The sequence below is a fragment of the Arthrobacter sp. RIT-PI-e genome, assembly GCF_001187915.1.
Lineage (GTDB): Bacteria > Actinomycetota > Actinomycetes > Actinomycetales > Micrococcaceae > Arthrobacter_D.
The window spans coordinates 1-18,801 of the sequence record NZ_LGIU01000039.1 but is presented as its reverse complement, the minus strand read 5'-3'; the positions used below and the strand labels follow the sequence as shown (position 1 = coordinate 18,801).

15 protein-coding genes and 1 pseudogene are annotated in these 18,801 nt (G+C 63.2%); 7 read left to right on the top strand and 9 right to left on the bottom strand.

The genetic code is table 11. From position 1 onward, the window contains the following. Positions 1-117: 117 nt before the first annotated feature. Together AC792_RS03720 and AC792_RS17410 are read right to left on the bottom strand one after the other, a co-directional pair. Positions 118-948 carry a glutamine synthetase beta-grasp domain-containing protein gene (locus AC792_RS03720; protein ID WP_200903355.1) on the bottom strand — a complete coding sequence of 277 codons (831 nt, stop codon included), beginning with the start codon at positions 946-948 and terminating at the stop codon, positions 118-120. A 629-nt stretch (positions 949-1,577) separates the two neighbouring features. After that, positions 1,578-1,841, bottom strand: a complete 264-nt coding sequence (locus AC792_RS17410; RefSeq protein ID WP_162490388.1) for a hypothetical protein — start codon at positions 1,839-1,841, stop codon at positions 1,578-1,580. A gap of 29 nt (positions 1,842-1,870) precedes the next feature. On the opposite strand from AC792_RS17410, the gene AC792_RS03715 reads away from it, so the two are divergent. The 5 genes from AC792_RS03715 (at position 1,871) to AC792_RS16095 (ending at position 8,283) form a co-directional block, all read left to right on the top strand. Continuing rightward, positions 1,871-3,451, top strand: coding sequence for a sensor histidine kinase (locus AC792_RS03715; RefSeq protein ID WP_200903354.1), 1,581 nt, complete (start codon positions 1,871-1,873; stop codon positions 3,449-3,451). After that, on the top strand, positions 3,448-4,107 hold the full coding sequence (locus tag AC792_RS03710) for a response regulator transcription factor (RefSeq protein ID WP_049829237.1): 660 nt from the start codon (positions 3,448-3,450) through the stop codon (positions 4,105-4,107). The genes AC792_RS03715 and AC792_RS03710 overlap by 4 nt, the downstream gene beginning before the upstream one ends. Continuing rightward, on the top strand, positions 4,104-5,639 hold the full coding sequence (locus AC792_RS03705) for an SLC13 family permease (protein ID WP_049829236.1): 1,536 nt from the start codon (positions 4,104-4,106) through the stop codon (positions 5,637-5,639). Before AC792_RS03710 ends, AC792_RS03705 begins: the two co-directional genes overlap by 4 nt. 89 nt (positions 5,640-5,728) lie before the next feature. Beyond that, a complete protein-coding gene (locus tag AC792_RS03700; protein ID WP_049829235.1) occupies positions 5,729-6,946 on the top strand; it encodes a glycerate kinase family protein in 1,218 nt (405 codons plus the stop codon). Positions 6,947-7,758: 812 nt separating this feature from the next. Then, positions 7,759-8,283, top strand: a complete 525-nt coding sequence (locus AC792_RS16095; protein ID WP_082177364.1) for a CGNR zinc finger domain-containing protein — start codon at positions 7,759-7,761, stop codon at positions 8,281-8,283. A 422-nt stretch (positions 8,284-8,705) separates the two neighbouring features. On the opposite strand, the gene AC792_RS03695 is transcribed toward AC792_RS16095, so the two are convergent. Then, positions 8,706-9,248, bottom strand: coding sequence for a hypothetical protein (locus AC792_RS03695; protein WP_049829234.1), 543 nt, complete (start codon positions 9,246-9,248; stop codon positions 8,706-8,708). Then, positions 9,241-9,591, bottom strand: coding sequence for a PadR family transcriptional regulator (locus AC792_RS03690; RefSeq protein ID WP_049829233.1), 351 nt, complete (start codon positions 9,589-9,591; stop codon positions 9,241-9,243). Before AC792_RS03690 ends, AC792_RS03695 begins: the two co-directional genes overlap by 8 nt. 271 nt (positions 9,592-9,862) lie before the next feature. On the opposite strand from AC792_RS03690, the gene AC792_RS03685 reads away from it, so the two are divergent. Then, positions 9,863-10,417, top strand: a complete 555-nt coding sequence (locus tag AC792_RS03685; RefSeq protein ID WP_152916001.1) for a hypothetical protein — start codon at positions 9,863-9,865, stop codon at positions 10,415-10,417. A 213-nt stretch (positions 10,418-10,630) separates the two neighbouring features. Here AC792_RS03685 and AC792_RS03680 read toward each other — a convergent pair whose 3' ends face one another. Beyond that, entirely contained in the window at positions 10,631-11,221 is a 591-nt protein-coding gene (locus tag AC792_RS03680) for a hypothetical protein (RefSeq protein ID WP_049829231.1), read from the bottom strand. 208 nt (positions 11,222-11,429) lie between these two features. Next, complete coding sequence (locus AC792_RS03675; RefSeq protein WP_442853596.1) at positions 11,430-13,697, bottom strand: rhamnogalacturonan lyase; 2,268 nt, start codon at positions 13,695-13,697, stop codon at positions 11,430-11,432. Positions 13,698-14,098: 401 nt separating this feature from the next. On the opposite strand from AC792_RS03675, the pseudogene AC792_RS03665 reads away from it, so the two are divergent. Continuing rightward, positions 14,099-15,292 (top strand): annotated as a pseudogene (locus tag AC792_RS03665) (IS3 family transposase). Between the two features lie 43 nt (positions 15,293-15,335). Here the strand turns inward: AC792_RS03665 and AC792_RS03660 are convergent. From AC792_RS03660 to AC792_RS03650, 3 genes are all read right to left on the bottom strand, one after another. Continuing rightward, positions 15,336-16,934 (bottom strand): aldehyde dehydrogenase (NADP(+)), encoded by a 1,599-nt coding sequence (locus tag AC792_RS03660; RefSeq protein ID WP_049829229.1) that lies wholly within the window; start codon positions 16,932-16,934, stop codon positions 15,336-15,338. 104 nt (positions 16,935-17,038) lie between these two features. Then, positions 17,039-17,944 (bottom strand): carbohydrate ABC transporter permease, encoded by a 906-nt coding sequence (locus AC792_RS03655; RefSeq protein ID WP_049829228.1) that lies wholly within the window; start codon positions 17,942-17,944, stop codon positions 17,039-17,041. Beyond that, positions 17,941-18,561 (bottom strand): carbohydrate ABC transporter permease, encoded by a 621-nt coding sequence (locus tag AC792_RS03650; protein ID WP_268753336.1) that lies wholly within the window; start codon positions 18,559-18,561, stop codon positions 17,941-17,943. Before AC792_RS03650 ends, AC792_RS03655 begins: the two co-directional genes overlap by 4 nt. Positions 18,562-18,801: the final 240 nt, after the last annotated feature.

Here is an 18,801-nt window from a genome sequence, read left to right as displayed (position 1 = left end):
CAAGGCGCGCAGCCTCCCGCCGATACTCCGGAGTGAATTTACGTCGTGTCGTGCTCACAGGAACACCTTCCCGCAGAATCCCAAAATCCCGCTACTTCAGGTGTCCACCAACAGAGGTTAACCCCACAGCCGGCTGTGGATGTGTAGACCGTTCCCTGCTCCTTCACCACTGACCAAGGGGGCGAAGGAAACCTCCAGACCGTGACTGTAGGCGACCTCGCGCACCACCCACTTTGCCAGGACAAGGTTATCGGCGGCCTGTTCCACGGGGACGGGCTGGAGTTCGATCTCGTGCTGCACCAGTTGCCGGTCATCTTCGAGGATGTTCCCGACCTCACCGTGGGCATACTTTAACACCACCCCCATAGCGCACAAATGGCCCAGCACCTGCTCCCGGACCCGCTGACCCTTGGAGAACGGGCCGGACTCCTGATAGCCGCGCTCTTCCTCGACAGGGTAGATCCGTTCGGGCTTATCGACGAGGTAGTACTCCAGCTCCCCGAAAGCCTCCAACCTCATCCCGGTTTCGCCTGTCAGCGCTTCTGCGGCGCGCCGCACGATCTGCTCACGCGCGTACGCCAACGGCTTGCCGTCGGCGTCGTAGAAGGAACACAGCACATCCAGGGACTGCCGCTCCCCGAAAGGATTGAGGAAAGCGGTGCGGTGGCGCGGAACGATGTACACATCACTGCTACCGGTATCGGTCCCGGAGAAGACACTCGAACCATCCACCCGCTCACCCCGGGTCAGCACCTCCAGAAGGTGCTCGCGCGAATTGATCGGGAAAGCCAAAGTCTTCAAACGCCCGTCCCCGCCGACATAGCGCAAGTTCACCTGGGACAACCCCAGCTCCTCCACCGCCCGCACCAGATCGGTACCGGTGAACTCGGAGGAGGACTTGCCCAGCAAACGGACAAGCGGGTGCGGTTCAAACGCGTCAATAGCCATACCCAGTTCTACCACCGCCGCACCGCACGGGCCCTATCAGTGAACGACTTGAATCCCCTTATGTTCTTTGCCGCTCTCATACGGGACTGTCAGAAAAACGATGTCTTGAGACATCACAGATACCCGACCCCACGCACCCTTTATCGGACAGTCCCCATTAGGGGGAGACGTTCTTTGATCAGGGCAGCACCTGCAGGTGTTGGATGAAGAAATTCTCATCTGTGCTTCATGGAGGTATCACGGGGGTGCGTAACAGTAGGTGGTGGCACTAAAGCCCCCGCTGCTACGGGTTTCCAGCATCCGCCTCATCGCCAGCACGTGTCCAACACATGATGTTCCAGGAGTCCCCGATGTCCCTCATTTCCCGAGTTCTGGCCGCAGGCGGGCTACTGGCAGTCCCTGCCCTTCTTGCGGTGGGTAGTGCAGCCCTAAGCCGGCCGGCCGAGGTGCCACCAGTGGAACCGCAGACGGTGGTCGTGGATCTCGCCCGCACCACCGAGCAAGGATCCAAGGTCGAGGGCAGTGCAGCTACAACGCCGCCTGAATCTGGATCGCCTACGGACGAGCTGGCCGTGCCGTCCTCTCCGGAACCGGCTCCGAGCCAGTCCGTTTCACCTCAGCCAGCTCCATCACCGGACATACCGGTTCCCGCACCAGCGCCCGCTCCTGCGCCTGTCGCTCCCCCGCAGCAGGAAACTCCCGGCTTGGTGGAACGGCAGGTTCTCGGCGATGACGATGCTGACGATGATGATTGGGCAGGGGACGGGGACGGGGACGATGGCGTGGAGTTCGATGACGATGACGATGCTGGCGTGGGCGGGGAGGACTGATGGCAGCCGACTCAGGTGCTGCCCATTCTTCTGCCCCGATACTTGATTCGCCCGCTGCGACACGGAATCCCAAGCCTCTTGGCGGGTCGTCGGTGTCCGCGCGTTGGCGCATCGTCGGGTGGATCGTCCTCACCACGGCGTTGGCGTTGACAGCACTGCTCGTCACTGTTCGATCCCTGCTGATCGCGGGGGTCGACCGGGATGCCAACGACGACGTGGTGCAGGAGATCCAGGAATTCACCACGTTCGCCAGTGAGGCCGTGGATCCTTTGACCGCGCAGCCGTACACCTCTGTCAGTGAGCTGCTCGAGCGGTACCTGTCGCGCCAGAACGCGTCAGCCGGGGAGGTGATTCTCGGTGTTACCGGTGACGAGGTGCTGTACCTGGGCTCATCCGGGCGCGGTAATGACGAGGACTACCGTCTGACCGCCGACACGGCTCTGCTGCAGGAGATTCGTGAAGATCCTGCCGCCTCAGGTGTCCGGGAGACCGCCGCCGGTACCATGCGCTGGGGCAAGGTGGAGGTGGAAGCCGGCACCCAGGACGGGACGCTCATTGTCGCCGCGTTCACACGCGGCGGATACGAACAGGTCCAAGAGACGGTGACCGTTATTTTCTTCGTGGCGCTCGGTGGGCTGCTGTTCACCGCTGGTATCGCCTGGCTCGTAGCTGGACAGATTCTTCGGCCCATCAGGGATGTGCGGCGCGTGGCCGCCGAGATCACCGAATCCGACCTCACCGCCCGAGTGCCGGTGCAGGGGCGCGACGACGTCGCAGCCTTGGCCTCCACCTTCAATGACATGCTGGACCGGCTCGAGCACGCCTACGTGACGCAGCGGAACTTCATCGATGACGCCAGCCACGAGCTACGGACACCGATCACCGTGATCCGCGGACACCTGGAGCTCATCGACGATGAGCCGGCCAGTCGCGCCGCGACCCTGAGCCTCGTTGACGGCGAGCTCTCCCGCATGGCCCGGATCGTGTCCGATCTCCTGCTGCTGGTAAAAGCCGAACGACCGGACTTCGTCCAACCAACACCGGTGGACGTCGCCGGCCTGATGCTGGACCTCGAATCAAAAATGCAGGCCCTCGGTGACCGGCGTTGGCTGCTCATGGAGGTCGCCGAGGGTGTAGTCAGCCTTGATGGTCAACGAATCACACAGGCGGTACTCCAGCTCGGAGCCAACGCGGTGCAGTACACCCCCGAGGGTTCCGACATCAAGATCGGTTCCGCCTTCGAAGGTATGGGAGCCGACCGGCAGCTGCGCATCTGGGTCCAGGACGCCGGGCCCGGCGTCACCAAGGAAGAAGCCGCCGTGATCTTCGAACGGTTCGAGCACGGATCGGCCAACGCCCTACCGGCCGACAGGCACAGTACCGGACAGAGAGGCGGCGCCGGACTCGGGCTGGCAATCGTCCGGGCCATCGCCGATGGTCACGACGGCTCTGCCTGGGTCCGCAGCGAACCCGGCCACGGCGCGATATTCGGGCTGCTCCTACCCGCGCCGGAGAACACCACGACCCGCCCCGGAATGGAGCCTGCGTCCCGTCCACTCACACCACCCACGGCGCGTCCGGCCGGTGACAGCGCCAAGCGTCACCACGGCTCGACGCCCATCACCGCCTCGCTACCGGTCACCGGGAGCACCACACCGCAAGGAGCACCATGAGCCGCATCCTGGTCGCCGAGGACGATCCCCAGGTCGCATCCTTCGTACAGAAAGGCCTGCAGGCCGCCGGTTACTCGACCGAGCATGCCACCGACGGTGAGACCGCGCTCTTCCTGGCACGCGCGGCAGGCTTCGACCTGATCATCCTCGACATCGGCCTGCCACTGCTGGACGGTTTCGAGGTCCTCGCCCAGATCAGGGGCGAGGGAGTATCGACACCGGTGATCGTCCTGACCGCCAGGGACAGTGCCCTGGATACGGTGGCCGGGCTGGAAGGTGGCGCGAACGATTACGTCACCAAACCTTTCCACGTCGCCGAGCTCATCGCCAGGATCCGACTGCGCCTCACGGACCGCGTTCCGATGACGACCGGCGCCATGCTCGAGCACGGCGGCTTGTCCCTCGACCTTCACTCCCGGCGCGTGCGGATCAATGACGACATCATCGAGCTGACGGCCCGCGAGTTCTCGATCCTGGAAGTCTTCCTGCGCAACCCGGACCGCGTCATCTCCCGCGAGCAGCTGCTGAACCACGTATGGGGCTACAACTTCGATCCCGGCTCGAACGTGGTCGATGTCTACGTGCGTGCCCTGCGCGGCAAGATCGGCGCCGCACGCATCGAAACGATCAGGGGAGCAGGATACCGACTGCCATGAGCATGATCGAACACACCACCACACCCCCGCCGCGCGCAACGGGCACCCCCGGCGCCACACCTTCGTCCACCGCCGACACCAGGGGCCCCGCCCGCCGGGCAGTCCTCGTCCGAGCGGTGGCCGCCGTGGTCGGCCTCGCTGTCGCTGCAGGTGTGATCCTCGCCGCCCAGCAGCCCGGTACCGGGCTTTCCCCGCAGGGCGCGGTGACGCTGATGGTCTTCGTCCTGGCCGTGTGGTTCTGGATCTTCACCGCCATTGATGACACCTATATCGCGCTGGGCGCGGCGACCGTCCTGGTCCTCACGGGAACAATGGATACCGCCTCCCTCTTCTCGACCCTGGGTGAGGAGACGATCTGGCTTCTGCTGGCCGCTTTCGTGATCGCGGCCGGGGTACGAGCCTCGGGGCTCGCCAACCGCGGAGCGGCCTTCATCATCACAGGTGCAACGACGCCGCGTCAGCTCGCGCACCTGACAACCCTCGCCCTCGTCGTCACCACCTTCGCGGTCCCCTCGACTTCCGGCCGTGCCGCCCTGGCACTGCCGGTCTTCCTCGCCCTACGACACGCCCTGATGGGGCGAAAAGCCCTGATCAAAGCCCTGGCGATCCTCTTTCCCTCAGTCATCCTGCTCTCGGCCGTCGGATCCTTCCTCGGTGCCGGAGCGCACCTGATCACGAGCCAGATCCTCGAAACGGCGACGGGCGAGAGCTTCGACTTCGCCACCTGGCTCCTCCTCGGCCTTCCGCTGGCACTGGTCGCCTCACACATCTGCGCGGAGATCGTGCTGCGCATGTTCACCTCGGTTGCTGATCGCGCCGAGCGCCTGACCATCAGCGCCAGGGACCTCGAGGAACACTCGGCCACCCCCGTCACCGGCCCTCTGACCGTCGCCGAGTCACGTGCCGCTCTCCTACTCGGCGCCGTCGTCGTGCTGTGGTGCACCGAGCCCTTGCACGGACTGGACCCAGCCCTCGTGGCACTGATCGGGGCGTTGATTGCAGCATCACCGAGCTACGGCTCGGTGGAGCTGGCCAAAGGGCTCAAGTCCGTGCCGTGGTCGCTGCTACTGTTCATGGCCGCGACACTCGCCCTCGGTAACGCCCTGGTCTCCACAGGTGCAGCCCAGTGGTTGGCAAGCGGTGCTTTGGAGCCGATCCGGTCACTGGGGGCGGCCGCGGCGCCCCTGTTCGTGGTCCTCGTCGTGCTGCTGTCCACCTTCGCCCACCTGGTCATCCAAAGCAGATCAGCACGCTCGGCCGTGCTGATCCCCATCGTGATCGCCCTCTCACCCGCTGTGGGCGTCGACCCGGTGGCCGCAGCCTTCGCCTCGACCGCCGCAGCCGGTTTCTGCCACACACTGACGAGCTCAGCGAAACCGGTGGCGATGTTCGCCGCAGTGGACGGCATCGAAACCTACACGCCTAAGGACCTCCTGCGCCTGTCCTCGCTCCTGGCACCGGTCAATGTCGTTCTTGTCCTGCTCTTCAGCTTCCTGATCTGGCCACATCTTGGCCTGCCGCTCTTCCCCTGACACCCGCACCACAGACCCCGAACCGCGTACCCCACACCATAGATCCCCGACCGTAGATCCCCGACCGGCTCATCCGAAGGAGAACCACCATGGCAGTCCCCCAGCGCGTACTCATCGCCCCGAGCGGCTTCAAGGAATCCCTGAGCGCCGAGACCGTGGCCCGCTCGATCGCCGCCGGCGTGCGGCGCGTCCTGCCCGGCGTGCAGATCACAGCCGTGCCCATTGCCGATGGCGGAGAGGGCACCGCAACGACCCTCGCCGCAGCAACCGGCGGCGTGCTGGTCCCCGTGAACGTCACCGGCCCAGTAGGCAAGCCCGTCGAATCCCACTTCGCCAGGCTCGGCGGCAGCGCCACCGGCACGGCCGTGATCGAAATGGCCGCAGCAGCCGGACTGCGCCTGGTCCCGCGCAAGCTCCGTGACCCGGGAGCCACCACCACTTATGGGGTGGGCGAACTCATCCGCGCCGCCCTCGACGAAGGCATCCGCACGATCATCATCGGGTGCGGTGACTCCGGAACGAGCGATGGCGGCGCCGGTGCCCTGCAGGCCTTAGGCGCCCGGGTCCTCGACAGCAAAGGCCGCGTCCTGCCTCTCGGCGGTTCCGCGCTCATCAACGCCGATCGGCTCGACCTCTCCGACCTGCACCCCGCCGTACGGGAAACCACCCTGATCGTGGCCTGCAACCAACACAACGTCCTCTGCGGCAAGAAAGGCGTAGCACGGGTCTTCGGCCCGCAAAAAGGAGCCTCCCCAGACCAGGTAGAGGAACTTGCCAAAGCCATGCGCCAATGGGCCCGCGTACTCGGGCGTGACGGCTTGGCGACCCGGTTCGACTACCGCTGCGGCCCGGGCACGGGAGCCTCAGGAGGCCTCGGCGCAGGACTCGCCGCCCTGGGCGCGACACTAACACCGCGCTTCGAAGCTCTCATCGACAGCGGACTCGCAGGCCTTGATCTCGATGCGCTCATGCAAAAAGCAGACCTCGTGATCACCGCCGAGGGCGCCATCGACTTCCAAACACCCAACGGCAAAGTACCCGCGGTCATCGCACGCAGAGCACAGCTCGCAGGCGTTCCCGTCCTAGCCCTAGCCGGGTCGCTGGGTAAAGGCGCACCAAACGTCCATGACATCGGCATCGACGCCATCGCCTCCATCATGACCATCCCCATGAACCTCGAAGACGCCGTAGCCAATGGCGAACAACTCCTCATCGAAGCAACAGAACGCACCATGCGACTCCTACTCCTGGGCGCGGCAGTCTCCTCATCCATCGACGCCAGACGCCTAGACCTCCAAACATCCTGACAAACGTTCAATGACCCTCCGACAACACGACATCGTGATAACGGGGCAGTAAGAGAACAGCATTCTTACTCCCCCCTGCACCTAAAAATCAGACAAGCGAACCGGCGTCAGAGTAAATAAAATGCCCCTCGTAAGTAGTTCACTCGGCCCACTGATACTGACATTATGGCGTGACTGCTGGGTATCACCTAGGAATTAAAAAAAGCGACCACTCACCCACCAGGAGTTATTGACTTAGAGGGAAGCGGCGCTGTAGGAATTTGCACGTCGAGGGCAAATGGCAAGTACTCTTAGGGGCGCACCGCCCCGAGGCACTCCTGCGCGCCTGTCTCCGGCATCTTTATCGAGACACCCGTCGAATACTCCCAGAGCGGTGATGAGGCGTCTTGCATCCATACTTCTTAACCAAATGCGGCGGCTTCGACTGGTTGAGGTACCCCCGACGGCCGATCTGCTTTCCGGGAGTACATCGATTAGCCGGGATCACCGTGCTTTGACCGGTTGTACTTTGCGGTCTGGCCCCGCGGGAAGCTGGGTGCGCTCACGACCTGCGGTCAGGTCGCCGGCGTGGAGGCGTCTGCCCGCCCTGGATCGCCCGGCTTACGGGGCCAGGCGAGCATGTCGCCGTCGGCTGTAGATCGACCCGGCGGATGTGGCAGGTGGGGCACCGCACGTAGAGGATCCACCCCTCCGACGTGGGATGCGTCGATTCGACCGTCCACCCATGCTCATGGGCGATACCTGTCCGATCCGGGCACTCGAGGTCGTGACGTAAAGAAAGGCTCATGCTCCTACGATGATGTAATTGCCTTATGCATCTCAACCCTTACGGCGAATATGCGGTCCTGCTCGCGGCATCACTGGTAAACGACTGGCCGACAAACCGAGCGGGCATCATCGACCGCACGCGGACATTCGGGATGACAATGCGGTTTCCCACGCATACCGGTGATCACTTCGCGGTGCGCGCCGTACTCGATGAATGGCTTGCTGTCGTCGACGCCAACTCCGCGGACACCCGCGCCATGCTGCTGAATCACTCGATGGCGACGGTAGCGGCCTACCCCCGCCTGACCGACCACGACGGCGAAGGCTGGCACCTGCACTACCGCGACGACGGACAGAGACTCCCAGAAGTGTTGCGGGCCGTCATTGGTGTCGGGACCTCACTACACCTAGTCACACGAGGTATGCACCGGTTGGGGCGCTGCGCAGGGGAACCCTGCACACAGGTAATCGTGGACACGACAAGAAATGGCCGACAGCGCTACTGTTCCGTCCGGTGCGCCAATAGGGCCGCCGTACGCCGACACCGCGATCGGGCGAGCCGTCAGTAGAAAAGCACGGACTGCCACAGGCAGGGGCCGCGCTGTGCGATGACGCATGGTCCTAGGACTTACCTCGGGTCAAAGGCTGTCCTTTGTGTACCGGGACGAGCTCAGAAGCTGAGCCCCTGATCCTCTGAGGCGCCGCCATCGGCATCATCCTCCTCGGCCGGTACCTCACGGCGGCCTGCCAGTAGGGAACAACCCTGAACCCGGCGCTGCACCAACTCCACGTTCACGCAGGCCAGTATTCGGCCTCCTGACTTCGTCGCGACCGGGCAACGTCGGACACCTCAATCAACCCCACCACCATCAAGGATCCCGCAACGAAGTGTCAGTCGTTGCAGTTCCCAAGGACACCCAGGGTCGCTTATACGAAGTGTGGCCCTGTCGCCTGAGTTCGTGGTTGATGCGCGAGCGTGCTTCAGCGTGGTTCAGCGTGGGGCTGCTACGCCGGTGAATGCACGCCAGGATCTGGCCCCGAGGAGGAAGGCTAGTGTGGCGATGATGGCCGGGACGATGAGCCAGGCCCAGTTGCCGGTCCAGCTGATACCGAAGCTTTCGGCGGTGGAGAACGCACCGACCTCGATGGTGAAGAACGTGGCATTGGCGTGGCCGGCGCCGAGGGATTCGACAGCAGCGAGCATCCCGAACACGTAGGACAGGAACACCGTCCAGTAGACCAGCAGAGCTGCGCCGGCGGTGATCACTCCGATGGACCACAAGGGTCTGCGATGTGCGTCGACGGCGTACTGCTCTGCCAGTGTCTTGGGTGCGCCGAGGTCCCGGAGACTGGCGTCCATGTCCCGAGGGTCATTGGCCAGGGCTTGTCGGAGTTCCTTGATGGTCGCTCGGCGTTCCTTGCCTAGCAGGACCGCTTCGAGGTGCCAGTCGAGCAGGGCGAGGTACATCTCGGCTCGTAGTTTCTCTGTCAGGGAACGACGGACCGGCGGGGATGTCACAGCAGTATCAGGCATGGGGGGTGTTCTCCTTCTCGGTGGCTAGATCAACGGCCGTAGCGACGATCTGCCATTGCTGCCTCACGGATGCTCGTGTTGTGTGCCCGTCCTCGGTCAGGGCGAAGTACTTCCGCGGCGGACCGCTGGTCGAAGGGACCATACGGGTACTGACCATCCCGTCGCGTTCAAGCCTGCTCAGCAACGGGTACATCAGCCCGGTCGTCACTTCCAGACCCAAGTCCGCGAGGCGTTCGATGAGCTGATAGCCGTAGGACTCCTCATCAGCCAGGAGGGTCAGCGTCAGCAGAGGCAGAACCGCCCTAGTGAGCTGTGCATCCTGCTGCGCTTGAATTCTCGACATGGTAGTAGCAAAACATTAATACCAAAGCTCCACAAGGGACAGGGCCAAGAACGTCGAGTACAGCTTTTCCTGGTTGCTTGTCTCAACGTTGCTGAAGTCGACAGGGCTGGAGCCCTTGCGTCCACCAGAGCCCTACCCGGAACCCCGACCAGGATGACCGTCGGAGTCAGAACGTGCGGCCACAGAAGAACAACCCCTCCTTCTGCTACCTCACCTGGGCGGGATGGGGTGGGGGGGTGAGTTGGGGGGTGTGGTTTGGTGTACTGGTGGGATGAACTGGTTTCTCACCGCAGGGGTTGCCTCGATCGTCGTGATCCTCGTCCTGGGCGGCCCGCCGGCGTGGCTGGAAATCCAGCGCCAACGCACTCATATCCGTTTGGTCTCAGCCCGCCTGGACCACCGATACGAAGCACTCGACGAGAATCCCGGGCACCGGTTCCTCACCGGTGCGGACCTGACCATCGTCAACGCAGGCAACCACCAGGTACGCAACATCACCGTCCTGGACCCGTCCCAGCTCCTACCCCACGGGGTCAAACGGCTAGGGCCCGGTGAGCGATACACCACACACCTCCCCGCCGCCCTCGTAAGCCAGCTCGAGACAGAGCCATCGATCACCCTGCGCCTGGAAGACGCCCACGGCAGAATGTGGCGGTACTCCCCCACCGACCTGGACCTCACACCCATGCCACAGCCCATGACGCCCCTGGCCTACCTCGTCCAAGCCTCATCACTGCGCTGGCCACAATCATGGCGCCCAGCCTTCGACCGACTCCCGCACCGAGCCCAACGCATCCTCTGGGGATACATCCCCTCCCGCGGATAAAACCGCCCACACCGCCCCATCACCTGAACCGACCTCGGACTCACTGGACATCTACAGGACCGTCCCAGGGCGGTTCACACTGCAAAATTTCTGGGCATGGGTATCCACACGGGTTGTGGTGAGGGATACTAGAGGTAGCTCCTCTCCTGCTGGGAGAGTTGAGAAGTAGAGGCCAGGACCCCCGTGTTTAGCGGGACCTGGCCTTCGCGCTGTCTAGAACTCGATGTCGATCCGGTGCACTGCACCGTTATACAGTTCCAGCCACGACCCGTCTGCGTTGGTCTCGGCGTCTCCCATGGCGCCGAGCATCTGATCCGGGATCCACAACATGGGCTCGGTGGAGGGCTGCGCGATGTCCACGCGCAGACTCGCCGGCATTGCCTGGCGGCCACGCAACTGGTCCACCAGCTTCATGTCCCGGCTGTTCAGTGACGGTGTGCGGTGCTCGAGGAACACCCGTGACACGCCCATCTCGCCGAGCTCCCACAGCAGACGCTCCATGCACTTGGCTCGAGCTTTCTCCTGCTTCTTCAGATTCAGTGGTGTCCCGATCACCACCATGTGGGCAACATCCAATCCGCACACCAGGCCGGTGACCTGTTTCTTCTCACGCTCCCCCATGTCGGTCCAGTGCAGCTTCCTGGCACCCTTGGGCAGGACGGCGCGCAGCTCATCTCGCGTCGGCTCGCACTCGGCAGGATCAGCGACCACAGCCCCCAGAAGATACATGCCCTGGTCCCCGGTGACTCCACGCATGCTCTCATCCACCCACGCGTGAAGCTGGAAACTCTCGGACTCAGGCATCTGTGAATCATCCCAGACCACACACACAGACGCAGGTCACCGTACGGGTCCTACGAGCATCCACCAGGTACTCGGGCTCTCCCACAGGACAGCGTCCTGTGGGAGATACCTATGCCCCTGTGCCCCTTGCTGTAGGAAACAGCTACGGGCGGTAGGACGTGAGTCCTACCGCCCGTAGCTACCTTCAGCTGCTGGGGTGCTTGTTGTTCTAGTGGGCTTTGCCGTTACCCGGCCGTACCGTGATTTCCGCTGTGGTGGTGGTTTCCAAGCCTGCGTGGTTCACCGCGGTCGCGCGGAGTTCGAAGCTGCCCTTCAGACCCGCAATGGGCAGCTCATAGCGGCCGTTGACCCCGGTGAGCTCGGTGCCGTTGAAGATGACGCTCAGTGAGCGGATCCCCGACTCTGGATCCTCTGCCTGGACGTCGACGGTGAGGCCGCGCTTGGCGCCGACCTTGGTGTCCTTGATCCCTGTCACCACCGGCGCTGTCTCATCGGGCGCCGGGGCGTTCACGTAGGCGATGCTCGGGGCCGGCGGGGTATCCATTCCCTCCCCGAGGAAGAAGCTGGTGTGCGGGGGCTGGTTGTAGGCGGTGTTCTGCCACGCCACGCCAAGCCGGTACACCGGGTCGTGCATGAGGGTGCGGATCCGGTGCTCGGTGACATCCGTGGTCGTGAAGATGCGCAGCGCCGAGTTGTCAGCGGTGCGGTAGATGAGCTCCTCACGCCAGTCACCGAACAGATCAGCCTGCAGCACAGGATTGCCCTTAGTGCCGTTACCGGTCAGGGTGCCGTCGAGGGTGAGCAGCCGGTCCTCGGTCTTAGACTCCCAGTTCCACTTCGAAATGGTCGGCGTCGCACCGGTGGCCATCTCCGTCGGGTCGGTGTAGTCGTGGTCGGTGATTTCCCGCAGCAGGTCCCCGTCCCACCAGGTGAGGAAGTTCGCCGCCGGGATACTCGTACCCAAATCTGTACCGTCTGCTGCGCGGAGGGAGCCGATCTTCGAGTTGTACTTGTAGGTCCCCCCGATCGCCCACGCCTCGTTGCCCTCATGGGTCGGGTCGATATCCCCTACAGCGCCGCGACCGGTGTCACGGGTCCCGGGGATCGACCAGAGGATCTCCCCCGTCGCCGCGTCCCGCATCGTCGCTGCCCGCTGACCACTGCTGGGCATGCTCTCGTGCACCGAGTACACCTCGAGCCCGTCACGCCACGGCATGTGGTCGGTGACGTGCATCGCGTCCCCGTGGCCGAGACCGGTCGTGTAGAGCGGGGTGCCGTCATCATCGATCGTCATGGAACCGAACACGATCTCGTCGGCCCCGTCAGAGTCGACGTCCGCGATGGAGAGTTCGTGATTGCCCTGACCCGCGTACTGGTTCCCGGCCTTGGTGGAGTCGAACAACCAGCGCTCCTGGATCTTCCCGTCGACGAAGTCGAACGCGGCAATGTACGTCTTCGTGTAGTACCCGCGACTGAAGATCATGCTGGGATTCTCGCCGTTCAAGTAGGCGGTGCCGGCGAGGAAACGATCCATCCGGTTACCGTACGTATCCCCCCAGGACGACAGGGTTCCGCGCTCCGGCACGTAGTCGATAGTGTCCAGGGCCGCACCCGTCGCACCCTCGAACACGGTCAAATACTCCGGCCCGGTAAGCACATAGCCGCCAGCGTTGCGGTGATCCGCCGCGGCGTCACCGATCACAGTGCCGGCGCCGTCGACCGTGGCGTCCGCGGTCTTCATCGCGATCTCGGCGCGGCCGTCACCGTCGTAGTCGAAGACCTGGAACTGGGTGTAATGGGCACCGGCGCGGATATTGCGGCCCAAATCGATCTGCCACAGCCGAGTACCGTCGAGCTTGTACGCATCAACATAGACGTTCCCGGTGTAGCCGGCGCGGGAGTTGTCCTTCGCATTCGTGGGGTTCCACTTCAGGATGATCTCATACTCACCATCACCATCCACGTCACCCACCGACGCGTCATTGGCCTCATACTCGTACGCCTCACCCGACGGCGTCGTACCACCAGCCGGGCGCTGCAATGGGATGTCCAGGGACTGCTCACCCCACGGGGTGAACTCCTCAGTCACCGTCACCTCACGGTGGTCCATCAACGCAGTCACCCGGTACACCGACGTACCCGTCCCTGCCACGTCGAGGAAGTTCGTGCTGCCCGTGACCGGGGTGTCCGTGATCCGCACACCGTCGCGATAAACATGAAAACCGATCGACTCCGCATCCAGGCCCAGCATCCGCCACCCGACATACACACCGCCCTCGGTCGTCACCGCGACCGGAGCGCGATCCAGGTACTCCACCTGACGCACCAGCGCATCCCCAGGTACACCCCCAGGTGCGTCCTGTAGTGCTGCGGCTGCCGGCACACTTACAAGCGTCGCCGCAGCAACCGCCGCCACCGCCGCTACTCCCACTGCTCCTCGAGACCTTCGTGGGCGAACGAACGAAACCATAACCATCTCCCTTGATGTCCTGGTGGAAAGCACGCCCAGCCACAACATCCTGGAAACCGCTTTCCTTAATGGTTTCATCGTCCGTTCGCCTCCACACAGTTGTCAAGAGCAATAAATAAGCCTGAACAGGCAATGACATCCGGGCACCGAGGTGAAACCCGCCGTACGACACAGCGCTCCACCTACACGGACGATCGCTTCCATAGCTTCTATCGCTGTGTCCCACCGCTCCTGCCCACTACCAGCTCATCCGTTCTTCGGCGTGAGTTCATAGGTCTCTCTTCAGACCCGATGGTCAGGCGTCGGTAGACGGCCACACGAGTCGAACCGACGGCCTCCGGGTCTGCTGCACGGATAGGTGACATCTGATCTGGCTTGCCGGAAGGTGGGCCTGGAAGGATGTTGTTGTGCCAAAGCCTTACCCAAGTGAGTTCCGTGACGACGTCGTGCGCGTTGCTAAGAACCGTGAGTCCGGAGTGACGATCGAGCAGATCGCTAAGGACTTCGGTGTTCACCCGATGACGCTCACGAAATGGATACGCAACGCCGGGACCGACGACGGCGTGACGCCTGGTGAGTCTCGCAGCGAGACGGTGGAGAACCGCGAATTGCGGAAGCGGGTGCGGCTGCTCGAGCAGGAGAACGAGGTTCTACGGCGGGCGGCAGCGTATTTGTCGTGAGGCGAACCTGCCGGGAAAAGGTTCTACCCGCTCGTGAAAGAGCTTGCCGCTGACGGGGTGCCCGTGGCGGTGACGTGTCGGGTCTTAAAGCTCTCTCGTCAGCCCTACTACCGGTGGCTGGCAGCACCTATCACGAAGAGCGAGGTCGTCGAGGCACATCGTGCGAACGCACTCTTCGACGCTCATGGTGAGGACCCAGAGTTCGGGCACCGGCTCTTGGCGGATGAGGCCCGCGACGCCGGGGAGGCGATGGCTGACCGGACTGCGTGGCGGATCTGCGCGGCCAATGGCTGGTGGTCCGCGTTCGGGAAGAAGCGTGGGAAGAACGGGCGGAAGCCCGGGCCTCCGGTCCACGACGACCTTTGCACCGTCACCGACGAAAAGGGCAGGGTCCGGCACGAGTTCACCGCAAATGCCCCGAACCAGCTCTGGCTGACCGATATCACGGAGCACAAAACCGCAGAAGGGAAGCTCTACGTTTGCGCGGTCAAGGACGTGTTCTCGAACCGGATCGTCGGTTACTCGATCGACTCGAGAATGAAGTCCAGGTTGGCGGTGAATGCGTTGGAGAGTGCGGTTGCTCGTCGTGGTGATGTTGCCGGTTGCGTGGTTCACAGCGACCGAGGGTCGCAATTTCGGAGCAGGAAGTTCCTGCGTGCTCTGACCCACCATCGGATGGTTGGTTCGATGGGCAGGGTCGCATCCTGCGGAGATAATGCCGCGATGGAGAGTTTCTTCAGTTTGCTGCAGAAGAACGTCCTGGATCGCCGGTCTTGGACGACCCGTGAGCAACTACGCACCGCGGTCGTGACCTGGATCGAGCGGACCTATCATCGGCGCCGACGCCAGGCCCGCCTCGGACGTTTGACGCCCGTCGAGTTCGAGACCATCATGAACACGCCAGCCGCCCTGGCTGCGTGACTTGAAACTGTCACCTATCCGTGCAGCAGACCCGTCCCCTGTTCTATGAGGCTGTTTGCTGTCCGTTGATGCGGCGGTTGAGGTGCCAGGGGTTGGCTTCCTGAAGGGCTGCCGGCAGTAGTTCGTCGGGGATGTTCTGGTAGCTGACCGGTCGTTGGAACCGCATGATCGCCAGTGATCCAACAGAAGTGGAGCGGGAATCCGAGGTGGCCGGGAACGGGCCGCCATGGACCATGGCGGGGCCGACCTCGACACCGGTGGGCCAGCTATTGAACAGGATCCGTCCGACCCTGCGCTCGAGGACCGGCAACAGGGGTGCAATCGTTGCGTTGTCCGATGCTGTCGCGTGGATGGTCGCCGTGAGTTGGCCCTCCAGCGCTTCGGCCGAGGCGAGAAGCTCGTCCTGGCTGTTGTAGCGGACGAAGATCCCGGCCGCACCGAAGACTTCCTCCTGAAGCTGCAAGTTCTCCCTGAAGCTGTCCGTCGTCGTACTGAACAGGACGGCGCCTGGTGCGTTCTCGGTCGGGCCGGGCTGGCCTTCGGCGACGACGGTGACGTCGGCTTCATTCCGGAGCTTGGCCACTCCTTCCCCGCAGGCCGCCGCGATACCGCGGGTAAGCATGGTGGAACCCTGCGTTACCCGCAGTGCCTCCGAGGCGGCCGCAACGAACCCGTCTCCCTGGGTGCCGCTGGGGACGAAGACCAGGCCCGGGTTCGTGCAGAACTGGCCCGCCCCCATGGTCAGCGACCCGACCAGGCCCGTGGCGAGTGCCCCTATGTCGTCCTCGATCGCTCCCGGGAAGACGAAGACCGGGTTGATAGAGGACATCTCCGCGTAGACGGGGATCGGCTCGGGGCGGGCGGCAGCGGTCGCCATGATAGCGGTACCGCCTCCACGGGAGCCGGTGAAACCGACAGCCTTGATGTTCGGATCCGCGACGAGGGCCTGTCCGATGGAGGTGCCGGCGCCGAAGATCAGGGAGAAAACGCCAGCTGGTAATCCGAATTCCTCGACGGCGCGGACGATCGCGTGGCCGACGAGTTCCGCAGTGCCGGGGTGGGCGTTGTGGGCTTTGACGATGACGGGGCAACCGGCTGCGAGGGCCGAAGCGGTGTCACCTCCACCAGTGGAGAAGGCCAGGGGGAAGTTGCTGGCACCGAAAACGGCAACAGGTCCGAGGCCGATGTGGCGCTGGCGGATGTCCAGTCGAGGCAGGGGAGCACGGTCGGGCAGTGCCGGGTCGATCCGTGCCTGGAGGTGGTCGCCTTGTCGGACGACGCCGGCGAAGAGGCGTAACTGGCCCACGGTGCGGGCGCGTTCTCCGTCGATACGGGCAGCGGGAAGACCTGTCTCGAGCACGGCGCGTTCGGTGAGCGGGGCGCCGAGCGCGTCGATGTTGTCGGCGATGCGCTCGAGGAACGCGGCACGCTCAGCGGGTGTCGTCGCCCGGTAGGTATCGAATGCCGCGGCCGCGGCGGCGGTCGCCTCAGCCAGCTGGCGGTCGTCGATCAGGGTGATCGCCGGTTCGAGCTTCTCATTGGTGGCCGGGTTGAGCGCTTGGGCGGTACCGGCGGTCCCTTCGACGGCTCGGCCGGCGATGAGGGACTGGCCCGTGATGACGGGGCTGAAGGTAGTCGTCATAGAGATTTCCTCGGTAGTTGCTTGGTCTCGGTCGGTGGAGGTGCCGGACGCGGTGAGGGGGACGGAGTGAGCATCGGCCTCGGTGGTTCTCGAGACGGTCTTTATCACCCTTTGACGGCGCCGGCGCTAAGGCCCTGGACCAGGAATTTTTGCACGTAGGCGAACAGGATGACGACGGGGACGATGGCGATGACGCCTCCTGCTGCCAGTGCACCGAAGTCGGCGCCGAACTCGCCCAGTAGGTAGCTAAGTCCGACAGGGACGGTGAACTGGTCCTGCCTGGTGATGAACATGATGGCGAAGAGGAAGTTGTTCCATGCGCTGATGAAGGCGAAGGATCCGACGGCTACGATGCCTGGTTTCAGTAGGGGGAGGACAACGAGGATGAACGCTCTGATCCTGGTGCACCCATCGACCCAGGCTGCTTCTTCGAGCTCGACGGGGACGTTGCGGATGAATCCTGCCATCAGAATCAAGGAGAGCGGCAGTTGGAAGACCGTGTCGGCGATGATGAGGCTCCACAGGCTGTTCGTCAGGCCGACGGCGTTGAATATCTCGAAGAGCGGGATGAGCATCATTGCGCCCGGGACGAACTGGGTGCACAGCATCGCGACGAGGAACAGGGTTTTGCCCTTGAAGCTGTAGCGGGCCAGTGCATAACCGCCGAGCAGGGCGATGACTGTCGAACAGAGCAGGCTCATTCCTGCGACGAAGAGGCTGTTCTGGAAGTAAATGCCGAAACCTGAGCCGCTCCATACGGTCTCGAAGTGATCGAACGTGATGGGCCACGGCACCAACGATGTCGATCCGGTTGGTCGGAAGGCGAACAGGAGCATCCAGTAGAACGGGACGAGCGTGAAGATCAGGAACAGGGTCAGAGGAACGTATGTCACGATCCGCTCGATGCGCCGCTGTTTTATTTTGAGCCGGCTGAGCGGGCGTTGGTGTTGGTGCGCTCCGGTGTTGAAAGAGGAGGTGAAAGTCGATGATCGCGAGAGCAACGATGTCATTTTTGGTCCTCTTTCGATTTGGTGATGCGCAGATACACGAGAGAGAAGAAGGTGAGGATGACGAAGGCGACGACGGTAAGCGCCGACCCGTATCCGAAATCTCGGTCGTTGATCGCTGTTTGTGCGACGTAGAGAGGAAGAGTGGTGGTTGAACCGGCCGGCCCGCCTCCGGTCATGGTGTAGAGGAGGTCGACGTTGTTGAACTCCCAAACGGCACGAAGGAGGGTCGCGATGATCACGGCCTGCTTGATGTGCGGCCAGGTGATGGAGAAGAACTTCCGGAAGGCTCCTGCTCCATCGACTTCTGCGGACTCATAAAGATCCAGGGATACCGATTGCAGATCAGCCAGGATGAGGATGGCGAAGAAAGGGATTCCTTTCCACATTTCGGCCAGGACCAGTGCCCAGAAGGCACTATCAGCGCCGGCGAGAAGGGACACCCCGTACTCCCCGATACCGAAGTCAGCAAGGTAGCGTCCGACGCCAGTGGAGGGGTTGTAGATGAGGATCCAGATCGTTGTCGTCAGGATCCCGGATACAGCCCAGGGGGAGAAGACGAGGGAACGAGCCATCCCACGGCCGACGAAGGTCCGGTTGATGAGCAGGGCCAAGGCCAGACCGAAGATGAATTGCAGTGCGACTTCGACGACGACCCATTGAGCGGTGAAGGCAAGGCTTCTCCAAAAAATCGGGTCGCTACCGAGTGCGACGAAGTTATCCAGCCCCGCGAGGGTCTGTCCGATAAACGGTGTGTGGGGTCCGGCGTTTTCATTAGTAGTTGGTCTTCTCGAAGCGTCCTGCGAAGGTGATCGCGAACGCGTTCAGGGCGGGCTTCCACCTCATGACCCAGCGTGCTC

Bases quoted from the DNA above. Each gene is read 5' to 3' on its own strand.
- AC792_RS03720 (WP_200903355.1), bottom strand. From the start codon at position 948: ATGGCTATTGACGCGTTTGAACCGCACCCGCTTGTCCGTTTGCTGGGC.
- AC792_RS03710 (WP_049829237.1), top strand. From the start codon at position 3,448: ATGAGCCGCATCCTGGTCGCCGAGGACGATCCCCAGGTCGCATCCTTC.
- AC792_RS03705 (WP_049829236.1), top strand. From the start codon at position 4,104: ATGAGCATGATCGAACACACCACCACACCCCCGCCGCGCGCAACGGGC.
- AC792_RS03700 (WP_049829235.1), top strand. From the start codon at position 5,729: ATGGCAGTCCCCCAGCGCGTACTCATCGCCCCGAGCGGCTTCAAGGAA.
- AC792_RS16095 (WP_082177364.1), top strand. From the start codon at position 7,759: ATGCATCTCAACCCTTACGGCGAATATGCGGTCCTGCTCGCGGCATCA.
- AC792_RS03695 (WP_049829234.1), bottom strand. From the start codon at position 9,248: ATGCCTGATACTGCTGTGACATCCCCGCCGGTCCGTCGTTCCCTGACA.
- AC792_RS03690 (WP_049829233.1), bottom strand. From the start codon at position 9,591: ATGTCGAGAATTCAAGCGCAGCAGGATGCACAGCTCACTAGGGCGGTT.
- AC792_RS03685 (WP_152916001.1), top strand. From the start codon at position 9,863: ATGAACTGGTTTCTCACCGCAGGGGTTGCCTCGATCGTCGTGATCCTC.
- AC792_RS03680 (WP_049829231.1), bottom strand. From the start codon at position 11,221: ATGCCTGAGTCCGAGAGTTTCCAGCTTCACGCGTGGGTGGATGAGAGC.
- AC792_RS03675 (WP_442853596.1), bottom strand. From the start codon at position 13,697: ATGGTTATGGTTTCGTTCGTTCGCCCACGAAGGTCTCGAGGAGCAGTG.
- AC792_RS03660 (WP_049829229.1), bottom strand. From the start codon at position 16,934: ATGACGACTACCTTCAGCCCCGTCATCACGGGCCAGTCCCTCATCGCC.
- AC792_RS03655 (WP_049829228.1), bottom strand. From the start codon at position 17,944: ATGACATCGTTGCTCTCGCGATCATCGACTTTCACCTCCTCTTTCAAC.